Annotated in this window: 18 protein-coding genes; 6 read left to right on the top strand and 12 right to left on the bottom strand. The window is 40.3% G+C overall.

The annotated features are described in order from the left end of the window. Nucleotides 1–55: 55 nt before the first annotated feature. Nucleotides 56–1,582 carry an NCS1 family nucleobase:cation symporter-1 gene (locus LQ216_RS00085; RefSeq protein ID WP_230126097.1) on the bottom strand — a complete coding sequence of 509 codons (1,527 nt, stop codon included), beginning with the start codon at nucleotides 1,580–1,582 and terminating at the stop codon, nucleotides 56–58. A 329-nt stretch (nucleotides 1,583–1,911) separates the two neighbouring features. Here LQ216_RS00085 and LQ216_RS00080 point away from each other — a divergent pair, with 329 nt between their 5' ends. Together LQ216_RS00080 and LQ216_RS00075 are read left to right on the top strand one after the other, a co-directional pair. Beyond that, complete coding sequence (locus LQ216_RS00080; RefSeq protein WP_230126096.1) at nucleotides 1,912–2,112, top strand: hypothetical protein; 201 nt, start codon at nucleotides 1,912–1,914, stop codon at nucleotides 2,110–2,112. Beyond that, the gene (locus LQ216_RS00075) at nucleotides 2,112–2,309 is read left to right on the top strand and encodes a YwbE family protein (RefSeq protein WP_230126095.1); all 198 of its coding nucleotides are present in this window, start codon (nucleotides 2,112–2,114) and stop codon (nucleotides 2,307–2,309) included. The genes LQ216_RS00080 and LQ216_RS00075 overlap by 1 nt, the downstream gene beginning before the upstream one ends. Nucleotides 2,310–2,498: 189 nt before the next feature. Here the strand turns inward: LQ216_RS00075 and LQ216_RS20420 are convergent, their stop codons facing one another. From LQ216_RS20420 to LQ216_RS00060, 4 genes are all read right to left on the bottom strand, one after another. Further along, entirely contained in the window at nucleotides 2,499–2,582 is an 84-nt protein-coding gene (locus tag LQ216_RS20420; protein ID WP_354958233.1) for a putative holin-like toxin, read from the bottom strand. 299 nt (nucleotides 2,583–2,881) lie between these two features. After that, nucleotides 2,882–4,144 carry an OFA family MFS transporter gene (locus LQ216_RS00070; protein ID WP_230126094.1) on the bottom strand — a complete coding sequence of 421 codons (1,263 nt, stop codon included), beginning with the start codon at nucleotides 4,142–4,144 and terminating at the stop codon, nucleotides 2,882–2,884. 229 nt (nucleotides 4,145–4,373) lie between these two features. Further along, entirely contained in the window at nucleotides 4,374–5,183 is an 810-nt protein-coding gene (locus LQ216_RS00065; RefSeq protein ID WP_230126093.1) for an endonuclease, read from the bottom strand. After that, entirely contained in the window at nucleotides 5,180–6,142 is a 963-nt protein-coding gene (locus tag LQ216_RS00060) for a S8 family peptidase (RefSeq protein WP_230126092.1), read from the bottom strand. The genes LQ216_RS00065 and LQ216_RS00060 overlap by 4 nt, the downstream gene beginning before the upstream one ends. A 339-nt stretch (nucleotides 6,143–6,481) precedes the next feature. Here LQ216_RS00060 and LQ216_RS00055 point away from each other — a divergent pair, with 339 nt between their 5' ends. Then, nucleotides 6,482–7,501: a MerR family transcriptional regulator gene (locus tag LQ216_RS00055; protein WP_230126091.1), complete on the top strand. Its 1,020-nt coding sequence runs from the start codon at nucleotides 6,482–6,484 to the stop codon at nucleotides 7,499–7,501. A gap of 77 nt (nucleotides 7,502–7,578) precedes the next feature. On the opposite strand, the gene LQ216_RS00050 is transcribed toward LQ216_RS00055, so the two are convergent. From LQ216_RS00050 to LQ216_RS00040, 3 genes are all read right to left on the bottom strand, one after another. Next, entirely contained in the window at nucleotides 7,579–8,130 is a 552-nt protein-coding gene (locus tag LQ216_RS00050) for a competence protein ComK (RefSeq protein WP_230126090.1), read from the bottom strand. A 655-nt stretch (nucleotides 8,131–8,785) separates the two neighbouring features. Next, nucleotides 8,786–10,468 (bottom strand): AarF/ABC1/UbiB kinase family protein, encoded by a 1,683-nt coding sequence (locus LQ216_RS00045; RefSeq protein ID WP_230126425.1) that lies wholly within the window; start codon nucleotides 10,466–10,468, stop codon nucleotides 8,786–8,788. Between the two features lie 34 nt (nucleotides 10,469–10,502). Continuing rightward, nucleotides 10,503–10,808: a polyhydroxyalkanoate synthesis regulator gene (locus tag LQ216_RS00040; protein ID WP_230126089.1), complete on the bottom strand. Its 306-nt coding sequence runs from the start codon at nucleotides 10,806–10,808 to the stop codon at nucleotides 10,503–10,505. A gap of 212 nt (nucleotides 10,809–11,020) precedes the next feature. On the opposite strand from LQ216_RS00040, the gene LQ216_RS00035 reads away from it, so the two are divergent. After that, entirely contained in the window at nucleotides 11,021–11,956 is a 936-nt protein-coding gene (locus LQ216_RS00035) for a cation diffusion facilitator family transporter (RefSeq protein WP_230126088.1), read from the top strand. A 223-nt stretch (nucleotides 11,957–12,179) separates the two neighbouring features. Here the strand turns inward: LQ216_RS00035 and LQ216_RS00030 are convergent, their stop codons facing one another. Next, nucleotides 12,180–14,567: a YhgE/Pip domain-containing protein gene (locus tag LQ216_RS00030; protein ID WP_230126087.1), complete on the bottom strand. Its 2,388-nt coding sequence runs from the start codon at nucleotides 14,565–14,567 to the stop codon at nucleotides 12,180–12,182. An 82-nt stretch (nucleotides 14,568–14,649) separates the two neighbouring features. Continuing rightward, on the bottom strand, nucleotides 14,650–15,222 hold the full coding sequence (locus tag LQ216_RS00025; RefSeq protein ID WP_230126086.1) for a TetR/AcrR family transcriptional regulator: 573 nt from the start codon (nucleotides 15,220–15,222) through the stop codon (nucleotides 14,650–14,652). A gap of 153 nt (nucleotides 15,223–15,375) precedes the next feature. Between LQ216_RS00025 and LQ216_RS00020 the strand changes: the two genes are divergently transcribed. Continuing rightward, nucleotides 15,376–15,615 carry a hypothetical protein gene (locus tag LQ216_RS00020; RefSeq protein WP_230126085.1) on the top strand — a complete coding sequence of 80 codons (240 nt, stop codon included), beginning with the start codon at nucleotides 15,376–15,378 and terminating at the stop codon, nucleotides 15,613–15,615. Between the two features lie 574 nt (nucleotides 15,616–16,189). Here LQ216_RS00020 and tsaA read toward each other — a convergent pair. Next, entirely contained in the window at nucleotides 16,190–16,648 is a 459-nt protein-coding gene (gene tsaA / locus LQ216_RS00015) for a tRNA (N6-threonylcarbamoyladenosine(37)-N6)-methyltransferase TrmO (protein WP_230126084.1), read from the bottom strand. Between the two features lie 162 nt (nucleotides 16,649–16,810). Further along, complete coding sequence (locus LQ216_RS00010) at nucleotides 16,811–18,826, bottom strand: SH3 domain-containing protein (protein WP_230126083.1); 2,016 nt, start codon at nucleotides 18,824–18,826, stop codon at nucleotides 16,811–16,813. A gap of 358 nt (nucleotides 18,827–19,184) precedes the next feature. On the opposite strand from LQ216_RS00010, the gene LQ216_RS00005 reads away from it, so the two are divergent. Beyond that, the gene (locus tag LQ216_RS00005; protein ID WP_230126082.1) at nucleotides 19,185–19,484 is read left to right on the top strand and encodes a helix-turn-helix domain-containing protein; all 300 of its coding nucleotides are present in this window, start codon (nucleotides 19,185–19,187) and stop codon (nucleotides 19,482–19,484) included. Nucleotides 19,485–19,503: the final 19 nt, after the last annotated feature.

The raw sequence follows: 19,503 nt of genomic DNA, 5'->3' as shown, positions 1-19,503 counted from the left end.
CACCACTTTCCGAATTTTATCTAAAAAAGGCCTAAGAAAATACTGCTCAGACCTATTATTTTGTGAGTGCTGCGTCGATCGGATTGGTGTGTGCATCCTGCGTCTGGTTGTCTATTATAGTAATTTTCTCGTACTCTCCCGGTTTTAAAATACTTTTATCACCTTTCATTAAATAGGTATAGACAATAATCGAAATAAACAAGCCGAAAGTCCAGGCATTATCCCAGAGGAATCTGAGGCTTGGTATGAATAGGCCGAGGACGGGAATGGCTACGCCTATCAAAAGAGCATAGACTCCGTTTTTATTAACCCCACTGCTGTAATTGTATCTTCCGTTAGGTTCATATAGCTCTTTAAGGGCCATTTGCCTTTTGCGGACAAGCCAGTAATCTGCGATCGCGATGCCATCAATCGGGCCGAGCAAAGCTGCATAAGCCCCGAGCCAGCCAAAAATATAGTTACCGAAGTTGGACATGATGTACCAAGGCTGCATCAAGATCGCTGCGATCCCGGTAATAAGAGCGCCAAGCGCAAACGTGATTCGTTTCGGGTTTAAATTCTCTACGGCGCGGGCTGGCGCTACAATGTTGGCGCCCACGTTGATCGTTAAAGAAGAGAGGACTATGACAATCGTTCCCAACAAGATAACAAATGGAGGGAAATTGGCTATCAGCTGGACCGGATCCCAAATCGCCTGGCCGAAGATGACGATCGTCGCTGATGTAACGGCAATCCCAATAAAAGCAAAGATGCTCATTGTGATCGGCAGTGAAAAGCTTTGGGCAACCATTTGCGATTTCTGGCTTTTAGCATATCGGCAAAAATCAGGGATATTCAACGCAAGCGTAGCCCAGAAAGCGATAACCCCTGTTAAGGCCGGAAAAAACACCTTTAGAAACTCGCCGGTTGTGCTGAATTTCGATGGTTGCTCCAAAATAGGTCCCCAACCCCCAGCATTCGTAAATGCCCAAAAAAGGAGAATGATGGCCGAGACACCGACTACAGGAGCAGCGATTGAACCCAGCAACTTCATACTCTGCGGACCTTTAAAAGCCACTCCGACATTCAAGGCCCAAAACAAGGCAAAAATGATCGCCGTATGTCCGGTTAAGTCGCCCCAGGCAGGGAAAGTAGCCACCAGCAAAGTATCGATAGCACCCGTCCCGATCCAAGTATTGATCCCGAACCATCCAGCCGCAACAATGGCCCGGGCGAGCGCCGGTATATGCGCCCCTTTATCCCCGAACCAAAGCCGCGCAAAGACAGGATACGGAATTCCGAACTTTGTTCCAGCATGTGAATTTAATAAAATAGGGATAAGCACGATCGCATTGCCAAGAAATATCGTTCCGACTGCCTGCCACCAGTTCATTCCCAATGTGATCAAACCACTGGCCATCGTATACGCCGGGATACATAAACACATCCCGATCCATAAAGTAGCGAAGTTTATACCTTTCCATGAATGTTCTTTAAGTGTGGTTGGGCGCAAATCATCATTCCACAACTCACTGTCACTCAAATTTTGCGCCACTTCTTCTGTCAGAGTAACAATCCCATTCTGTTCAATTTGCGTTTTCATTAAAACCCCCCTTTTTAAATGATCTTGTAAGTTCAGCTGTGATGATTTAATAAATTATCCGCTTCCTGCTGTAGAAATTAAGTCGGAATATTCCGAAAAATTGAAGTGTATATGTATACGGATTGGTTGATTTTATCTAAATGCTATGAATACTAGCCTTATATATAATTATATATATTATACAAACCCAATCATTGAACAAAGTGTAAAATCGTGACTATGATTTTTTTTATGTTTTGTCTTAGTGCCACGTCCATTCATTATTTGTAAGGTTTGGTACAATAGATTACACTATACATATCACAATACAAGAACTGGAGGAATACCATATGACTGAATCCAACAATCCGGACAAGGCGGAAACACCGAAAAAGAAAATGAGCCTGCAAGAAGCTATCCAAAAGCAGCTCGAAAGTAAAAAAAGCCAGTCTTCGGATGGTCAATCAAGCTCAAATTCACAAACAACTAAAAAAATGAAAAGCCAGCAAACCAAAAAAGTGAATAATCGACGAAGAAGGACAGGTGTATAATGAACGGACAAAATCGAAAGGATATTATCCCTGGTATCGCCGTTGATATTGTCCTAAAGGCTGATCAAAGAAGCGGAAAATTAACAAGTGGAGTCGTTAAAGATATTTTGACTAACTCCAGCTTCCACCCCCATGGCATTAAAGTAAGACTTACGGACGGCCAGGTAGGCAGGGTACAGGAGATTAAGACAAAATAGATGCCAAGCACTATCATAGCTTGTTTGCATTTTCTAAAATGTCGGGTATAATAAAATTATAAAATTGCATATATTAAAAAAAGACCGCTGGTGCTAGTTACACCAAACGGTCTTACAACAGAAAGTTCCTGTAAAGGGGATCGGCAACAAGCAGAAATAATCCACCGAGCCTGTTAACTCAAAGGTGGATTATTTTTTTTGGTTAAATGACAGTACAGCCACGACTAAGCCTGCAAATGCACATACAAGCGTCAACGCTTCAAAAACTGTCATACAGCACCACCCCCTTTCGGGACGGTACCGACCACCTTTGAGAAAAGCTATTCTATTGCTCCTTCATTATATCATGCACCCGCTTAGTCAAGTAAATATCCAAAAAGAATAAAAATATTTTAGTTATCCTTTTTTGCAATTCTAACGACCTGAGTAAATAGAATCTTTGTTAAAGAAAGCCATTGCTTCAAAGCTAGAAGTGATAAGTTTCCAAGGATAAAATTCAGCAATAAACAATGATAAAAAAGGCGCCAGTCGCGATCCATTTTCTTGGATGCGCCTGGCGCTTAACCTGATTTTCAGCCCGCTTTTACTTTTGCTTTAACTTGAGTTGCCCTTATCTTTTTTATATCCAGCCTGATGAACAAGGATACGATTAAAGCTATTACAAATAGGCCTGTGAAAACCATAAGACTTTGTGAATAGCTTCCGGTTGCTTCCCTTATCCAGGAGGCAAACATCGGACCGATGAGTCCGGCCGCTGCCCACGCGGTTAAGATATATCCGTGAATAGCCCCCAGCTGTTTTGTTCCGAATAAGTCCCCAATATAGGCCGGAATGGAAGCAAAGCCTCCCCCGTAGCAAGTATAAATAATCGCCAGGATGATTTGGAACAATAGCGGATTATCCGTGACCGTCAAAAGCGGAAATGCGATGATTTGCAAAATAAAAAATGTCGTATATGTGTTCGGCCTTCCGATAAAGTCGGAAACCGATGCCCAGCCGATTCTTCCAAGACCATTAAATGCGCCCAAAACACCGACAAGTGCCGCAGCGGCGACCGGACTTAATCCAATGCTTTCCTGCGCCAACGGAGATGCCGCCGAAATAATGGCAATGCCACATGTAATATTTATAAAAAGCATGACCCATAAGTAGTAAAATCTTTTTGTTTTTACCGCCTCATTTGCGGTTAATTGAGACAGATCTTGATGTAGAACGGCATCCCCACTCTTGACCTTCTCCTGAAAACCTGACGGCATCCAACCTTTTGTCGGCGGTTCAAGGTATAACGACGAAGCGATCATGATAAGGAAGTACGATGTTCCGAGAATAAAAAACGTATTGGCAATGCCTACGGATTCAATCAGATTTTGCATAATGGGTGAACTAATAAGTGCCGCAAAACCAAAACCCATGATCGCTAATCCGGTCGCAAGCCCTCTCCGATCCGGGAACCATTTAACAAGTGTCGATACCGGTGCGATATAACCTACTCCAAGACCAATGCCGCCTAACACTCCATAAAAAATATACAATAATAGCAAGGACTCCATGTTTATCGCCAATCCCGATCCGGTCATTCCAATCCCGAAGAAAACAGCAGCCAATATGCCCGCTTTTCTGGGCCCGTACTTTTCAACAAAATGCCCTAAAAAAGCGGCAGACAGCCCTAGAAATAAAATAGCCAGGCTAAAGGTGAGACTGATATCCGTTAAGTCCCAGTCAAATTCATTCGCGAGCGGCTTCGTAAAAACACTCCATGCGTATACGGATCCTATTGAAATGTGAATCCCCACCGCTGAGGCTGCAATAAGCCATCTGTTCTTCGTTTTTCCCATCTCTTCAACTCCTCTTAGAAATAGTAATACCGCCAAGCCCCCTTCCTCGACCTCTGGAGATTGACGGTCAGCTCTACCTGCAGGAACGTGTCCTGTACTACCAGTAATAAATCATTTCAGAAAAAAAGATAATCACAATTTTCTCTATATCCCAAACTATCATTTCATAAACCATAAATAGGTAAAGGGTGCCATCCGAAATTGGATGGCACCCTTCATCTCATCTAATTCAAATCATATCCGCTGCCTTATCCGAAAAATCAATAAACGGATTACGGTTCCCCTGCATTTCATAGATTGCATGGTTACGATGCCTCTCGTATATGGATATCGGGAATCTATGATGCCACTCCAGTAAAAGCGGAATGTTTACCAGTTCCTTGCGAATTGCATCTCTATATCGAACCAGGAAATAGAGTGTTGCCCTGGCCACGATGCCTTTTCCGTATTCCGGTTCAAACTTATCTTCCACGGCCTTTCCGCACCCATCCTTAATACCTGAAATTCGCGGCTCTGGTACATAATCAGAAAAATCGTAATATGGGAAATTACTGCGACTGCTGTTACAGCTCGGTTCGCAGGCGAATAAATGATGCAAATCGCCTCTCATTGGCTCTTTTCTATCGAACCAGGACTGAGGTACGACATGCTCACAGTTTAATAGGTTTTCTCCCGAAAAGGAATTGATCAATCCCTTGGCCTGAATTTCATAGAGCTTGATATCATGCTCAATCGCAGCTATGGGCTCCATTCCCTTACCGGAATATATGCTCTTCAATGTGCCATTTTCCTGCAGGTCAACCCATGGGTACAAATAACGGTACGGTGTGTAACTCAACTTATACGCATGTGTTTGCTCTAACAAATTATGAATATTGTCCGCAAGATCCCTTTCTGTGAAGGAAATATTCTGGTAGTACTTGCTTATGATGTCCTTATCGGTCTGTTCATCATAATAGAGCCGGTTTTCGCGAATTTCCAGAAAATCTGACTTTGCCTTTTCTAGTTCTTTTGTTAAAAATTCGAGACTCTCCATCATATTTTCAACACTTGAGCCACTAATTTTTGGGTAAACACTTCCGATAAATAATCAACTGTTGTTAAGTATAGTAAACCATTTCCTTCAAGCTGCGGCGAATTGCCCAGCGGAATGGTACGCTTTATTAATTGGGCGTACAGTTCCGGCACAGTGAGACTGCGGTCGAAACCTTTGTTCGCTATATCTTTAATGAGTGCCAATGCCCCAGACACATGCGGGGTAGCCATGGAAGTTCCACTAAGCTTGGCATATTTTCCATTTAGGTAGGTTGAGAGAATCTCCTCGCCCGGTGCTACTAAATCAATTTCATTATGAGAGTTAGTAAAATCGGAAGACCGGCGTTCCAAATCTATGGCCCCGACACTAATGACCTCGTTATAGCAGCCAGGATAACCAAGTTCATCTGTTGTATCACGTCCGTCCCCCTCATTACCAGCGGCACATACAACAAGAATTTTATTTTTAACGGCATTTATGATCGCTTCATGTAATTCGGGTACATCCTCTGGGCCACCCAGACTCATCGAGATGATATCAGCCTTTTGCTCAACTGCATAATTGATGCCATCAATAATCCAGTCATATTGTCCTGAACCGTTTTTATCGAGTACTTTTAGTATTAATAAATTGGCTTCAGGCGCAACACCTACAACTCCAGAACTGTTTTGCACGGCTGCAATCGTACCGGCAACATGTGTGCCATGACCATTGTAATCCAGAAAAATATCCTTATTTCCTTGATCGTCACCGGTGAAATTCCGTCCTCCGATGATCCGGTCTTTCAAGTCTGGATGTGTAATCTCGCAGCCCGTATCCAAAATCGCAATCGTAATTCCCTTCCCTTTCGTCTTCTCCCACACCTTGGGAGCCTGAATCAAGTCTATACCCCGCGGGACTTCGGATACCTCTTGGACTTCTTCAACCACCTGATACGGAATTAATCGCATTTTTCGCTCCATTTGGATTCCTCCTTACAGAATTAAAATCGAAGTCAACTCCTGTTGCTGTTAAAAAGTATAACAATTCAGAATGTTCAATAACAGATACGTTTGGAGCATTTTCGACGAAAAACAACTCTTGTTTGTCCTCCGACTGCTCCATTTAATCATATTATAGAACAAGTGTTCCCATTATGCAAATTTTTCGAATGTATTTTGCAGGTTTTTATATTGTTTTGAGGAAATGCTTCTTCTTTTGATAGCTTTTGTCATGTTGCAGGAAAAAGACAAATCCTTTGCAGAATATACACATCAACGGCATTGATTTTAAAAAAATGCATGCAGAAAGGACTGTCAAAAATGACGAACAGCCAAATACAGCGAGCCTATTCAATTAAGGATGTATCAAAGAAAATTAATACCCCGACCGGAACAATCAGGCAGTGGGAAAAAGATTTACAGGGACTTCTACAGATTCCCCGTTCGAAGCAAGGTGCAAGATTTTATACCGAGAAGGAAATCATCTTGCTTGAAAAAATCAAGGAAATGCGGGCTAACAATCTTAGCAAAGATATGATCCGAAAACTGATGAACAAGCATTTACAGAATGATTCTGAAGCGCCTTCCGAATCAGTCGAAACCCCCTCCCCGAGCTCTGCTGATAACGCTATTGTGACGACGGGGAATGTAAATGCGCCGGCACAAACCCAAAGTTTAGAAGAATTATATGCGGCAATGGAAACATACAAGCAGAACATGGTGAATGAAATAAAGAATGTGATTCAGGCTAGCCGGAATGAGATGATTGAGGAATTAAAGAATGAAATCTCTCAGGCAAACTTGCAAACTGTCCAAGGTATTTCAAGATCCATTCAAAGGACAAATGAAAAGAGAAAAGCTGAAATTGAGGAACTCAACCATGCAATTTCCCAGGCGTCGGAGCTTACTTACGAATCATTCGAAACCATTTCAGAAAATATCGAGAAAGCTTCGGAACTTACTTCCGAAACATTCGAAACCCTTTCAAGAAACATTGCGAAATCTTCGGAAGATACTTTCGAAAAGATTGCGAGAACCTCAGAAGGTACTTTCGAAAAGCTATCAAAGCAGATTACAGCTTCCAGTACAGCCACAAAAGACAATAAAAATCTCTTGAATAAAGTTTCCCAGAATGTAAAGGATACACAGAAAGAAATCAGGACGGTAACCAAATCATTGCATAAAGATCAGGAACTCTTTGTAGATTCAATGAACCAAAACATTAAAGAATTAACGGAAGTAATCCAGGATCGTGAAGAAGCTTTTAATGACATGGTCTCAAGCTTCCGTGAAGCTGCTGCGACAAAGAAGAAAAAGAAATGGTGGAAGATTTGGGCTTAAAAAGAGGAGCCTCAGGTAAGTTTTAGTACCCCACCTGAGGCACCCATCTTCAAAAATTATTACACGTATGCGCTATATTAACTCTCTTCCCGATGGACCGTGTAATTTCGATTTCCTGAATCCTTCAAAATATTAAAGCCCATGCTGAATTCTTGAAACCTCCCTGTTTTTCTTTTTATCTGCTCAAGATAAAGCTCTGCGGCCCTTTGCATTCTTCTTTCAAATTGATTGACACTTAGATCAATTATCAAGCTGTGTCCCTGTTTGAAGAGCACTTTTGTTCTGGCAATGTCCACCCTTTCCTTGTCTGCAATTTGTGCATGGGCCAGCCACACACAATCTTTGTGTTTATGGGATTTACAAGGAAACCAGATGGTATCGGATGAAGGTATGACCACGATTGGAGGCATATTGATATTTCCCAAAATAGATCGAGATCCTTCTATAGCTCCCGACAGGCTAAATCCATAGTACTTGATCGTTTCATTTATTAAATCTACAGGACGCATTCTTACTATAAAAGGCTGATCATTTTCAATGACTATTGAATTCTCGTGACCATAACCATCAAATTCAGGTGCAACAATTGATGAGTCATGATTTAAAATATGTTTGTTAACAGTTTTCATTCCGTTTCCCCCTAATAACGAATTATAGTTTTATATTTTTCGTTAAAGGAGTATACTAAACTACGAGTCGGGTATACTCCCGCTCCAGGACCCTTTGGTGGATGTCTTCGCGGACCAATCACCTAAGGGTTTTTATTATGCTTTTATACATTTCTATCACCTCCATAAATATGCAGGCAATGCACAAGCTGCCTGCATTCTTTCATTGGGTAAATTGGAAATCCAAAGGAGTTTTCTGTTCGGGTCTCATAGGGGTAGAATTTTATTCATCTTGTTGTACTACTAAAAAAAGATAAATAGTGGATCACTAGCATGTACCATGAGCAAATGGCCCGATGGAATTGGAGTGTGTTCTGGTGCGTGAAACAAACCGAAGATGGAAACCATTATGTCAGGAATCGGCTTTCTATTCCATTATCTGACACCTCTTCGAGACTATTATACATATTTATCCAAATTTTTAAATAATTAATTTGGACTATTCTTCTTTAACTATGTTGGGAAAATTTTGTTTCTACCCAGCAAACTTGCTTTGTACAAACTTCTCAAAAAAATGAAAGCGACCCTTTACAAAAAGGCCGCCCACATCACCAGTTTATATAAAATTGTTTCCTTTGATTCGGTAGGTTCAAGAGCAACACTGCCCTCGAGTGTTTTAAAACATCCCGGATTTAAAAATCGAATATAAAAGCCAAAGAAACATAAATGCCGCGATTCCAAAACCTATTTCAATTGTTGGCAAGTCCCATAAAAGAGTAGGCGTTTCCTTACCAAGTGATGAACCAATGATCAGTCCGGTCATGATTATGCTGAACGAGAGCAATACAATGCTGAAGGATAACTGGTTGCTGATCCGTTTTAACTTGGTAAAGAATAAATCAAGGTCGGGAATCACTATTTCTAATTTCATCTTCCCTTTCCTCATGGCTGATGAAAATTCTTTTATGTTCTTTGGTAGACCGGTTAAAGTCTCTCCATACTCCATTAGGTGTTCCCTTACCTTTTCCGCGATGTTCTTTGGATAGAATCGTTCTTTTAACATCCGGCGTCCAAACGGCTCCGCGACTGAGATGATACTTAGTTCGGGATCCAGCTTTTCTACAATACCTTCTATCGTAAGCAGCGTCTTCCCCAACAACGTTAAGTCTGCAGGGAGCCGAATACTGTGACGGAATGCGACAGAAAATAAGTCATTGACAGCCTGCCCCAAACTCATTTGACTAAATGGGACACCGTAATACTTTTCCCTTAGCAAATCGACATCCATCCTTAGTTTAGGCATATTGATATCGTCAGGTAATAACCCCATATTCGTAATCGCTTTTATCATTTCGTCCGAACTTTGCCGCATCATTCCAATAACTAAAGAAGCAAAATGACTTTTCAGTTCCGGAGTGAGCCGGCCGACCATCCCAAAATCGATAAAAACGATTGTCTCTTCCGGCAATGCCAATATATTCCCCGGATGAGGGTCTCCATGAAAAACCCCTCCCATAAAAACCTGCTCAAAAATCGCGTTTACAACCCTCTCAGCCAGGATTTTACGATCATGCCCATTATCCTCCAGAGTTTGTATTTCATTTAATTTTATGCCCTCCACGTATTCCATTGTGAGGACTTTTTGGCTGGAATAATCCCAATATATTTTTGGGACACGAATATGCGTATCGTCCTTAAATTGGCTTGCAATCTTTTCCGAGTTCCGCCCTTCGTTCTCATAATCCAACTCTTCCCGAAGAGATTGGGAAAACTCAGCCACAATATCCCTTATTCGATATCTGGATGCCCACTCGAGGCGATGCTCGGCCAGTCCGGCTAAATCATGCAGAATTTCTAAATCCGTTTCTATCACACTCTTAATATCCGGCCGTTGAATTTTTACGGCAACTCGTTCCCCTGTTTTCAAAACCGCAGAATGAACTTGACCGATTGATGCCGCTGCGAGAGGGGTCGGACTAAAGTGATCAAAAATCCCCTCGGTTACAACTCCTAATTCCTGTTCAATGATCCGATGGACCTCCTCAGTCGAAAAAGGCGGTACATGATCCTGCAGCTTCTCCAGCTCCTGAATGATTTCCCCAGGAATAACATCCGGACGGGTGCTGGCCAACTGCCCCATTTTAATAAAAGTCGGACCCAGTTCCTCTAAAAACAATCGCACCCGTTCACCAGTCGTTTTATTTTGGATTTCCTTATTTCGTTCAATGAATACCCGTTTTGGTATCGAGAGCCATTCAAGGAGACCCAATTCTTTCATCATGAAACCAAAGCCATAACGGGTAAAAACGGTTACGATGTTCCGATAGCGTTGTATATGTCGTATACGATTCCTAATAATATGCAACACTCCTGTCCCAACTCTTTAAATCTATTTAGAGATTGTTGTCATTATTTGCTTTTTCAAGTGTGCTAATCCTCTGCTCCAATCGCTGGATATCCTCTTTCGTGGCAAGATTTAAACGATCCAGCAATTCCTTCTGTCGCTTTTGGATCATCTCGTCTATTTGATTTTGGGTTTCTTCTCCTTTTTGGATTAATTCATTGACAATTTCCTTTGACTCACCGCGACTTATTTCACCTTTATTTACTAACTCATCAACAAGTTTTTCTGCCTGCTCTTTGCTTGTAATAACGGCACCCAGCCCTAGCGCAAATCCTTTTTTTAACAAGTCTCTCATAATTAGCCTCCTTGTTTTTCTTTGTCCAAAAAAATCCAAGAACTCACTTACAATATAAAGGAACGAAATAGAGATTGCAAAATACTTTCCTCTGAAAAGCCGGAATATCAAGGGAAAATCCCCAAACAATTAACTTGATGTTCATAAAATAAAAGCATATAATTATATTAGTTATTAAATAATAGTAATTATAAATAAGGAGGATGAATGGTGTGAAAACTTACGATTATCATCATCTTAATCACGTAAAAGAGCAGCAATCATCAAAGAAAACGATGTGGATCACCTTAATTCTTACTCTCTTTTTTACAATTGTAGAGGTTATAGGAGGGTTGTTATCCCATTCATTGGCCCTTCTGTCCGATTCAGCGCATATGATTTCTGATGTACTGGCCCTGGGCTTAAGCATGACTGCCATTTACATGGCAACGCGAAATCCGGACGGGAAGTACACATTCGGCTTCCTGCGTTTTGAAATCATCGCTTCGTTTCTGAATGGGCTGGCACTTGCAGTCATTGCGACTGGAATATTCATTGAAGGGATAAAACGGATGGTCAATCCGCGGGAGGTTGACTTGCAGCTGATGTTAACCATCGCTTCCATCGGCCTTGTCGTTAACATTGTGCTCACTATCGTGTTAAGCCGTTCGACGAAAAAAGAAGAAAACTTGAACATCAAAAGCGCACTTTGGCACTTTATCGGGGACTTGATTAGTTCTGTAGGCATTATTGTTTCCGCCATTTTGATCCATTTTACAGGTTTATATATCCTCGATCCGCTGATCAGCATGATCATTGGCGTGATCATTTTTTCAGGCGGTGCCAAGATTATTCGTGAATCGTATCTTATTTTAATGGAATCTGTGCCGGATAAATACGATCTTGATTCAATTCGCCATGATATCGGCATGGTCGAAGGTGTGGAAGATGTTCATGAAATGCATTTGTGGACCGTGACGTCTGGACATTATTCTTTAACAGGACATGTGTTCATCCGGAAAGATATTGAACCCTTCTATGTCACATTGACTATCAGCAATGTACTAAAAGAAAAATATGGAATCGAGCATTCCACCATCCAAATTGAAAATCCCGCCATCCATGATCACGGTGAATACGGGAAACAGTTTTTGTTGCATCAGGCTTAAACTTCAGGTAGCTTACACTTAAATGGTAAGCTGCCTTTTTATTTTGCGTTACAGGATGTTTGTAGAGGCCCTCTGTGTCTGTTCGCTCATAAATCCTGGTAATAGCTCATTTCTTTCAATAATCGCTCATAACTTTGAAACTTTCGATACAGTAGAAAAATTTCTTCAACAACAGCAAAAGGTTTTCCAATAACCGGAAAACCTCTTGGCTAAAACTCTATATTTAGTTTACAGCTTCTCCATCATGCGCAAACACATGCTTCATCCGCTTATATGTCAATGTAAAATAAGCCAGGGTCGCAAGCAAAAATGCGACAAAGAAGATACTAATCGTTCCGATATTATGCCAGAGGAATTCATAATCCCCTGTTGAGATGACCGACCGGAATCCGGCAATCGAATACGTCATCGGCAGATATTGATTCATTTGCTGGAATATTTTTGGCGATAGTTCAATTGGGAACGTTCCGCCGCTGCTTGTTAATTGCATGATTAGGATTAAAATTGCCACGAATCGGCCCGGATTGTCGAATACCGTAGCTAGGAATTGAATGATGGCCAGATATGTCCAGCTGGTCATCACACTTAACAAAATCAGATATGGCACGCTTTTCACCTCAAGATCGAGCCATTGCAATAACGCAAAGTCGACAAGCAGGGCCTGGAAAACTCCAACCGTGAGCATGACTCCGAGCTTGCTTGCGAACCAGCTAAAGCCGCTGTTAGGAGATATGGCCGGGTTGCGTAATGGGAAGATGATCGTCAGCACCAGTGCTCCTACATATAAGCTAAGCGATAGGAAGTATGGCGCCAATGCGGTTCCATAGTTAGGAACTTCATTAAGCCGATCCTCTTTTACATCGACTGGTGTCGCAAACATGTCGTAAACATCATCATTGGCTTTCACATCTCCGGCGTCGTCCGCACCATCTTTAAGCTTGTCACTCAGTTCTTTGGATCCGTCGCTGAGCTGATTCATTCCACTGCTCAGTTCATTTGAGCCGTCTTCCAGTTTATCCAGCCCTTCTTTCAGGCTTGAAGATCCATCTGATAGCTGAGATGTTCCTTTTGTAAGCTCTTTGGAACCGTCTGCTAACTTTGAAGTCCCTTCCTTAAGCTGGCCTGAACCTTGAGCCAGTTGATCCAGCCCCAAAGATAAGCTGCCGCCGCCTTCTGTTAAAGGACCTAGTCCCTTTTGAGCTTCATCAATCTTATCACCGAATGTTGTCAATCCGGCAACAAGCTGCCCTTGTCCTTTTTCAAGCTCTTCAGCCCCTGCTGCAAGTTTCTCCTGACCAGCCGCAAGCTGTTTGAACCCTTCAAATAATTGATTTTGTGCCTCTTGCAGCTGTCCGGCATCGCCTGATAATTGCTTTGCACTCTCACTCACAACCTGGGTTGCATGATCTGCAAGACCTTCTACACCTTGATTCACCCCGCTGCTGACGGATTGAAGCTGTACCATTTGTTCCTTCAACTTCGCCATCTCCACTTTTGTATCGGGATCATCTGTAGTTGCCATTACTTTTTCCGTTTGCTTAATAGCTTCGTTAAGTCCGGCACTTACTTCAGCCGATTGCTCAGATGTTGCTGTAGCTCCTTTTTTTACTTCGGCCAAACGTCCAGTCAACTCACTGTCGGTTATTCCCTGACCTCCGTTTGCGGATTGTGGCAGCTTGTCCATCATCCCATGGATACCGACAAGAGATTGATCAAGTCCATCTGATAATTCTGCCGCTCCTGTCTGCGATTTTTTAGCGCCTTCAAGCAGCTCTGATTGTCCTTCTTTCATTTGTCCAAGTACTGTACTGAATTGCTGTAGTCCATTATTCAGTTCTTTAGAGACCGCGGATGCGGAACTAAGCCCGCTCGAGAAGGTAACTGACTTCTCTGCCAATGTTTCCAGATTCTTCTGAATCTCACCAGCACCGGAGTGTAAATCACCGGCGCCCTTATTTAATTTCTCAGATCCATCCGTTGCGGATTGGATTCCATCTTGCAACTCACCTGCACCATTCTTTGAAGATTCGATTCCTTCATTCAGCTCTCCTGCACCGCCGGCAGCTTCATCAAGTCCTTTAGCCACGTCTTTGATGTTATCAAACATTGATTCTGCATAAGTTTTTGTTAATGTTGCAGATACTTCTTCTTTCATCTTTTCAATGGCCGAATCGCCGATTTTCGTTGAAAGATAATTTGAACCCTCATTTGCTGTGTAGATCAAATTCAGTTTCTTTGGTTTCTCATCTTGTAAAGTCGTTGCATTTTGTGAAAAGTTCTCCGGTATCTCGATTTTGATATAGTACTTTCCATTTTGAAGACCGCGGTCCGCGTCTTTTTCATTTACAAAATGATAATCAAACGTCTCCTTATCTTTTAATTTCTCAACTAAGTCATCACCAATGGTTAATGTCTTGCCATTATACTCGGTTGCTTTATCATGGTTGACGACAGCTACTGGCATTCGTTCCACATGCCCGTATGGATCCCAGAACGCCCAAAGATAGGTTGCGCTGTATAGTAAAGGGATGAACAGAATCCCAATGATCGCGATGAGCATCTTTTTATTTTTGTATATCCCTTTAAATTCGCCTATTAATGACCTAATCATTTCAAGATTCCTCCCTTTTTGTATTATGAATATATGACTAATTTATTCAAGTAGTCATTTTTATTTGTAAAAAGAAGGATCATCACACTGACAATCCTTTCATTAGGTAAAATTTAAGCACTTCCGCAATCTGTTCAGAAGATAATGGCTCGTGATTTCTTTCCCAGTCAGAAACGAGCGATATATAGGTTTTCAACAAGAGGAATGAAGTGATTTCCGCGTTGTTTTGGATGATATGCCCTTTTTCAATCGCTATCACAATCTTGCTTTTAAGATAGTCGAGGATTTCGTCCTCAATATGGTTCAGCATCTCCAGGACTGCTGGTGTGCCCAGCTCTTTTTCCTCCTGCAAAAGCTTGATCATCAGGACGTGCGTTTTCCGGAACTCAAGCAGCTTATATAACACGTCATGAACGATTTCAGAAAAAGGTTTTTCCGGCTGTATCTTCGCTTCTGCTTCGGCGATCATTTCCTTCAACAGTGATGAAACGATTTCTTCAAACAGCAGTTCCTTATTCGCAAAGAACGTGTAGATCGTCCCTTTTCCAACGTTTGCAAGCTTCGCTACTTGATCCATCGTTGTCGACTTGTAACCAAACATCGAGAATGATTTTGTTGCGGCGTCAATGATTAATCTTCTCCGGTCCACAGCCATATTTTACACCTCTGACTAAAATCAAAATTCGGTCACTTTTTGTACTTAGATAATATATCATATCTATTTATCATTAACAACATGAAAATTTTGTTTACACATCCCGCTGCCCGCCTGAATAAGATACCCATAATGCAAATGGGCGGTGGTAAAATGAAATTACCAGTTGTTTTGGCAGGACCTATCCTGCGCCGGACGGAATTCGACCGTGTGTATATCTGGATTGCCTGCAGCGATGAATTCGACATCTTGGCAGAGTTATATGAAATAAAAAAGGAAGCCGGATTCAGCTATGAGACCGTAAAAATAAAAACTTCCGCAAAAACCGTTCGTCTTGGGGATAAGCTTTTTGTGAATGGGAAAATGGTTAATAGCACTGCATTTTCAGAGTAGAGGAATCCAAGAAAATGAGAGTTGTAGATAAAATGCTACAACTCCCATTTCCATTAAGCGAAGATTCAAGTATTTTTACAAATGACCTAATCACAATCGCTTAGTTATTTTTCGAAACCTTAAACACATAATATGAAATCAAAACTTATGAGGCCTACATTTGTGTATATAAAAATATTGATGCATACCAAAGATTTTCTTCTGCAAGCGGATCGAAGATAAAATGCAGCAAATGATATACGGTTACATATAGAACACAAACTTGCCAAAATATTTGCTCTCTTCTTGATTTAAATTTTTTGGCCATTTGAAGGATTACTAATCAACATATCAGGACGGTTCCAGTCCCGATCAGGTTAAATGGATAGGATGTGAAGTAAAAGATATAAGCACTGCTGTAAAACACTGCCATCGATAATAAAAGCAGTGCTATCGTTTTTCGCATATTTTTTTTTGTAATGAAAAAGTATATTGATAATGAAATCCCCACAAAAACATAGATGTTATTAATCAAGTTATCCATTTTAAACCCTCAATTTGTTTATAATCTCTTTTTAGTGGAGAAGGCTATATCTTACTTCCAATAATGAATCATTAATTCAGAAGCCCATTCAGGCTGTTTTGTTTCTCCTCTTGGTAAAAATTCTTTCAAGACAGGTTTTATATCGATTACTGGTGTACCGTCAATGGCATCTAATCCTTTAACGGTTAAAATATTATCTTCTCTTTTAATTAACTCAACAATGGTTGCACCTATTTTATTTGGGCGGTTTTTTCCTCGTTGCGCGAAAATACCCACCTTTGGGTAATCTTTATTATTTCTAGGATGTCTTGAAGCATATTGAATATTTTCATCTTGAACAAGATGAAATACATACAATATCTCCAAATGACTAAAAGAATCAATGCCATCAAGACAACTTTCATCCCATTCTTTGTCTAACCTGATTTCTGATAGGACATTTCCCCAATAATCGTCCTCTGTTGTTTTACGTTCATTGAATACTGTACCGATAGAATTTATCGTAAACATACTCACCCTCCTCACTGAAAATAATAACACTTTTTTCTTTAACGATATAAATGCCACTGAAAAAAATGACCCCGGTAAAAACCGAAGTCATAAAAATAACATAGTACTATTTAGTTATCAATTATATACTGTTTAACGAAATAAACGATTTTTCAAGCTAGATTATTTAAGCTCCTGTACTACATACTGAGCACTAACCCATCCGATTGTTCCATCAGCCAGTTTAATTTTATACCACTTTTTAGTAGCATCCCTTGTGATTGTGCTGTCTTTTTCTAGCATAAATTGCACGTAATCATTGAGGTTTAATTGAGTAATCACGTTATCTGCTGAAATTACAGGTTCTTTTCTAACATTTAATTTAGGTTCAATGGCAAGGTTCCTACCCAGATTTTGAACAGATATATACTCTTTATATTTATCAAATTTTACGTCATTGGACCAGTAGATTGTATCTCCTACCTTAACTTTGATCCAATAGTCGTTTGTTTTTTCAAGCAAGGTAAAGGTAGTGCCACTCTTTAATGTGAATACTGCATCATTAGATCCCTTTTGGCTATCCAAAACCAAGTCTTTATTGGCTTTAGCTTGTATTCCGACTGGGAACACATCACTTAGATCTGGTTTAACTGGTAACTCAGGATAATCTGTATTTACCGCAGCTTCACTGTAATAAGCTTTATTATAGGGCAAAATCATCTCCATATGTCTTGCGATTCCTTTGCCCCAATTTGGATCTGTTGCGTAATAGAAGTTCATACCCTCACTATTTGGATCTTGCCTTGTGTTGCTCATGTCATTAGTTCTGAAACCAAGATATGCTCCCTTATGCTTCCAATAGCCAGGTTTCAAGTAAGTGGCTTTTATCTCCCTTGCAATGAAATCAATATTAGTCTCAACAGAAGGGAAAATGGTAGAAGAGATATATGGACTCAAATCATATGAACCAAAGCCAAATAAATTATTTTTGCCTAATGATATTTGGGATGTTCCAAACCCACTTTCATGAATAGCATGTGCTGCCAGGTAAAGGGCATTCACACCATGACTCTTGCCTGCATCAATAAAAACTTGTCCCTTATTAGTTAATACGCTTGGCTTCTTGAGTACAGTTACATTTTTCGCAATATAATCATTGATTTGTTGTGCAGTAACGGGAGATTGGGTACGTAAGTCAATGAATTGATAACTGTCACGGGTATCAACTAAAGCACCCGTTCTTACTTGTTTTAATGAACTGACTGGTACATATCCCGTCTTGCCGTCGAAGCTTATCTTATACCACCCGTTTGAAACCTTATGTGTTGCGATAACAATTTCTGAGATTGGTAACTCAGAAATATTTTCAGAGGCTTCATCAGCTGCTTTTTTTACTTTTACAGTGGAAGTCGTAATATATGTGGTGTCTGTAATTTTTTCCTCGGTTATTATATTATCTTTTGAAAAATCCCCTATATAAAAATATCCTGTTTTTCCGCCGTAAGTTACGAGATACCAATCACCTATTCTTTTATTAGAAGAAACGATGGCACCTTTTGGGATTTTAACTAGTTTCTTATGAGCATTACCGTAAAATTCATATAAGTACGTGTCTTTTTTTGACTGGTATTTTGTCTGTGTAAAAGAAGTGAAAACATTATTGGTTACCTCACTGCCATTTACATAGACAGTTTTCCCATTATAATGGACACGGTACCACGTTTGACCTATGCTATTCACTATTTTTTGAGTAGAATAAAATCCATTATTAATGCCAACCGTATAAAGCTGTTTCTTCTTCATATCCGGTGTCGAATAAAGGTTCGTTGTCTTTTTAGTAAAGTAATAGGACGTAGCGATCGTAGAATATTGATAATATTCTTTTAAAGATGAACTAATTACCCAACCCGTTTTTGTTACATTCTTTCCGTTCGACTTATATGTATATGATACTTTATACCACGATCCATTTTTTTCAGTCGAAGTGACTACTTTTCCTTTTGGGATAGTGATGACTGTTTTATATTTCGTGCCAGCCCCCGAACGTAAATTTACATTAGTAGTAGTTTGATAAGATGTTTTGCTAAATTTAACACTAGCAGCCTCGGCTATCAGTGCTCCTTCTTGACCAATGGGTAATGTAGCCGCACCCGTTATTATTACAGAAGATAAAATGAATGCTTTACCTAATTTCCTCATGATTTCACCCCTCGTTGATGATAAATATAAAATCTACTAACCGCTTTAGCTAGATTATCTTGATGGAAGTGGATAATAAATTAGTAGCGTGGTTATCCCATGTTAAATACTTTTCAATATGTGGACGGTAGCTCAATACTAATATAAAAGCCCTCTACGTATTTCCATATTGAACCCCTACTTTTTCCGCCCTATTAAAATAATAGTAACTTATCCATTTTTAGACAACAATAGACATATAGAACTATTATAATAGTTTCATAAAATAATAACCACCCCGTGATTAGACTGCACCCCTTAAAGTAGATGTTGAAAAACCACCTTGTTGGACAACATGAACTTTAAGGGGTGATTTTTTATGGCAAAAAAAGGACAGAAGTTTCAAAACTATAGCTTGGATATTAAGGCTGATGCAATCCGGTTAAAAGAAGAAGGTTATTCATTACAACAGGTAGCGGACAAATTAAACATCTCAAGTCGTGAGACAGTAAAGAATTGGTGGAGAAAATATCAAAAAGAGGGACAAGCATTTTACTTAGATAATAGAGGTCGAAGGAAAGAGTACACCGATCAAGAGCGGTATATTAAGAAATTGGAATTGGAGAATGCTGTCTTAAAAAAGTTTCAGGAAATCTTAATGAAGGGGGGAAGAAATTAAAGTTTCATGTAGTAGATGT

Origin of the sequence: Bacillus sp. CECT 9360, assembly GCF_918741275.1 — a bacterium.
In the GTDB taxonomy this organism is placed as follows: Bacteria; Bacillota; Bacilli; order Bacillales; family DSM-1321; genus Peribacillus.
The sequence above is the reverse complement of the archived record's forward strand: the minus strand, read 5'-3'. Positions and strand labels throughout refer to the sequence as shown.

Excerpts from the sequence above, each read along its gene's own strand:
- LQ216_RS00050 (WP_230126090.1), bottom strand. The coding sequence starts at position 8,130 with ATGAAAACTGTTAACAAACATATTTTAAATCATGACTCATCAATTGTT.
- LQ216_RS00025 (WP_230126086.1), bottom strand. The coding sequence starts at position 15,222 with ATGGCTGTGGACCGGAGAAGATTAATCATTGACGCCGCAACAAAATCA.
- LQ216_RS00010 (WP_230126083.1), bottom strand. The coding sequence starts at position 18,826 with ATGAGGAAATTAGGTAAAGCATTCATTTTATCTTCTGTAATAATAACG.
- LQ216_RS20420 (WP_354958233.1), bottom strand. The coding sequence starts at position 2,582 with ATGACAGTTTTTGAAGCGTTGACGCTTGTATGTGCATTTGCAGGCTTA.
- LQ216_RS00030 (WP_230126087.1), bottom strand. The coding sequence starts at position 14,567 with ATGATTAGGTCATTAATAGGCGAATTTAAAGGGATATACAAAAATAAA.
- LQ216_RS00070 (WP_230126094.1), bottom strand. The coding sequence starts at position 4,144 with ATGGGAAAAACGAAGAACAGATGGCTTATTGCAGCCTCAGCGGTGGGG.
- LQ216_RS00060 (WP_230126092.1), bottom strand. The coding sequence starts at position 6,142 with ATGGAGCGAAAAATGCGATTAATTCCGTATCAGGTGGTTGAAGAAGTC.
- LQ216_RS00055 (WP_230126091.1), top strand. The coding sequence starts at position 6,482 with ATGACGAACAGCCAAATACAGCGAGCCTATTCAATTAAGGATGTATCA.
- tsaA (WP_230126084.1), bottom strand. The coding sequence starts at position 16,648 with ATGTTTACGATAAATTCTATCGGTACAGTATTCAATGAACGTAAAACA.
- LQ216_RS00075 (WP_230126095.1), top strand. The coding sequence starts at position 2,112 with ATGAACGGACAAAATCGAAAGGATATTATCCCTGGTATCGCCGTTGAT.
- LQ216_RS00065 (WP_230126093.1), bottom strand. The coding sequence starts at position 5,183 with ATGATGGAGAGTCTCGAATTTTTAACAAAAGAACTAGAAAAGGCAAAG.
- LQ216_RS00080 (WP_230126096.1), top strand. The coding sequence starts at position 1,912 with ATGACTGAATCCAACAATCCGGACAAGGCGGAAACACCGAAAAAGAAA.
- LQ216_RS00005 (WP_230126082.1), top strand. The coding sequence starts at position 19,185 with ATGGCAAAAAAAGGACAGAAGTTTCAAAACTATAGCTTGGATATTAAG.
- LQ216_RS00020 (WP_230126085.1), top strand. The coding sequence starts at position 15,376 with ATGAAATTACCAGTTGTTTTGGCAGGACCTATCCTGCGCCGGACGGAA.
- LQ216_RS00040 (WP_230126089.1), bottom strand. The coding sequence starts at position 10,808 with ATGAGAGACTTGTTAAAAAAAGGATTTGCGCTAGGGCTGGGTGCCGTT.
- LQ216_RS00085 (WP_230126097.1), bottom strand. The coding sequence starts at position 1,582 with ATGAAAACGCAAATTGAACAGAATGGGATTGTTACTCTGACAGAAGAA.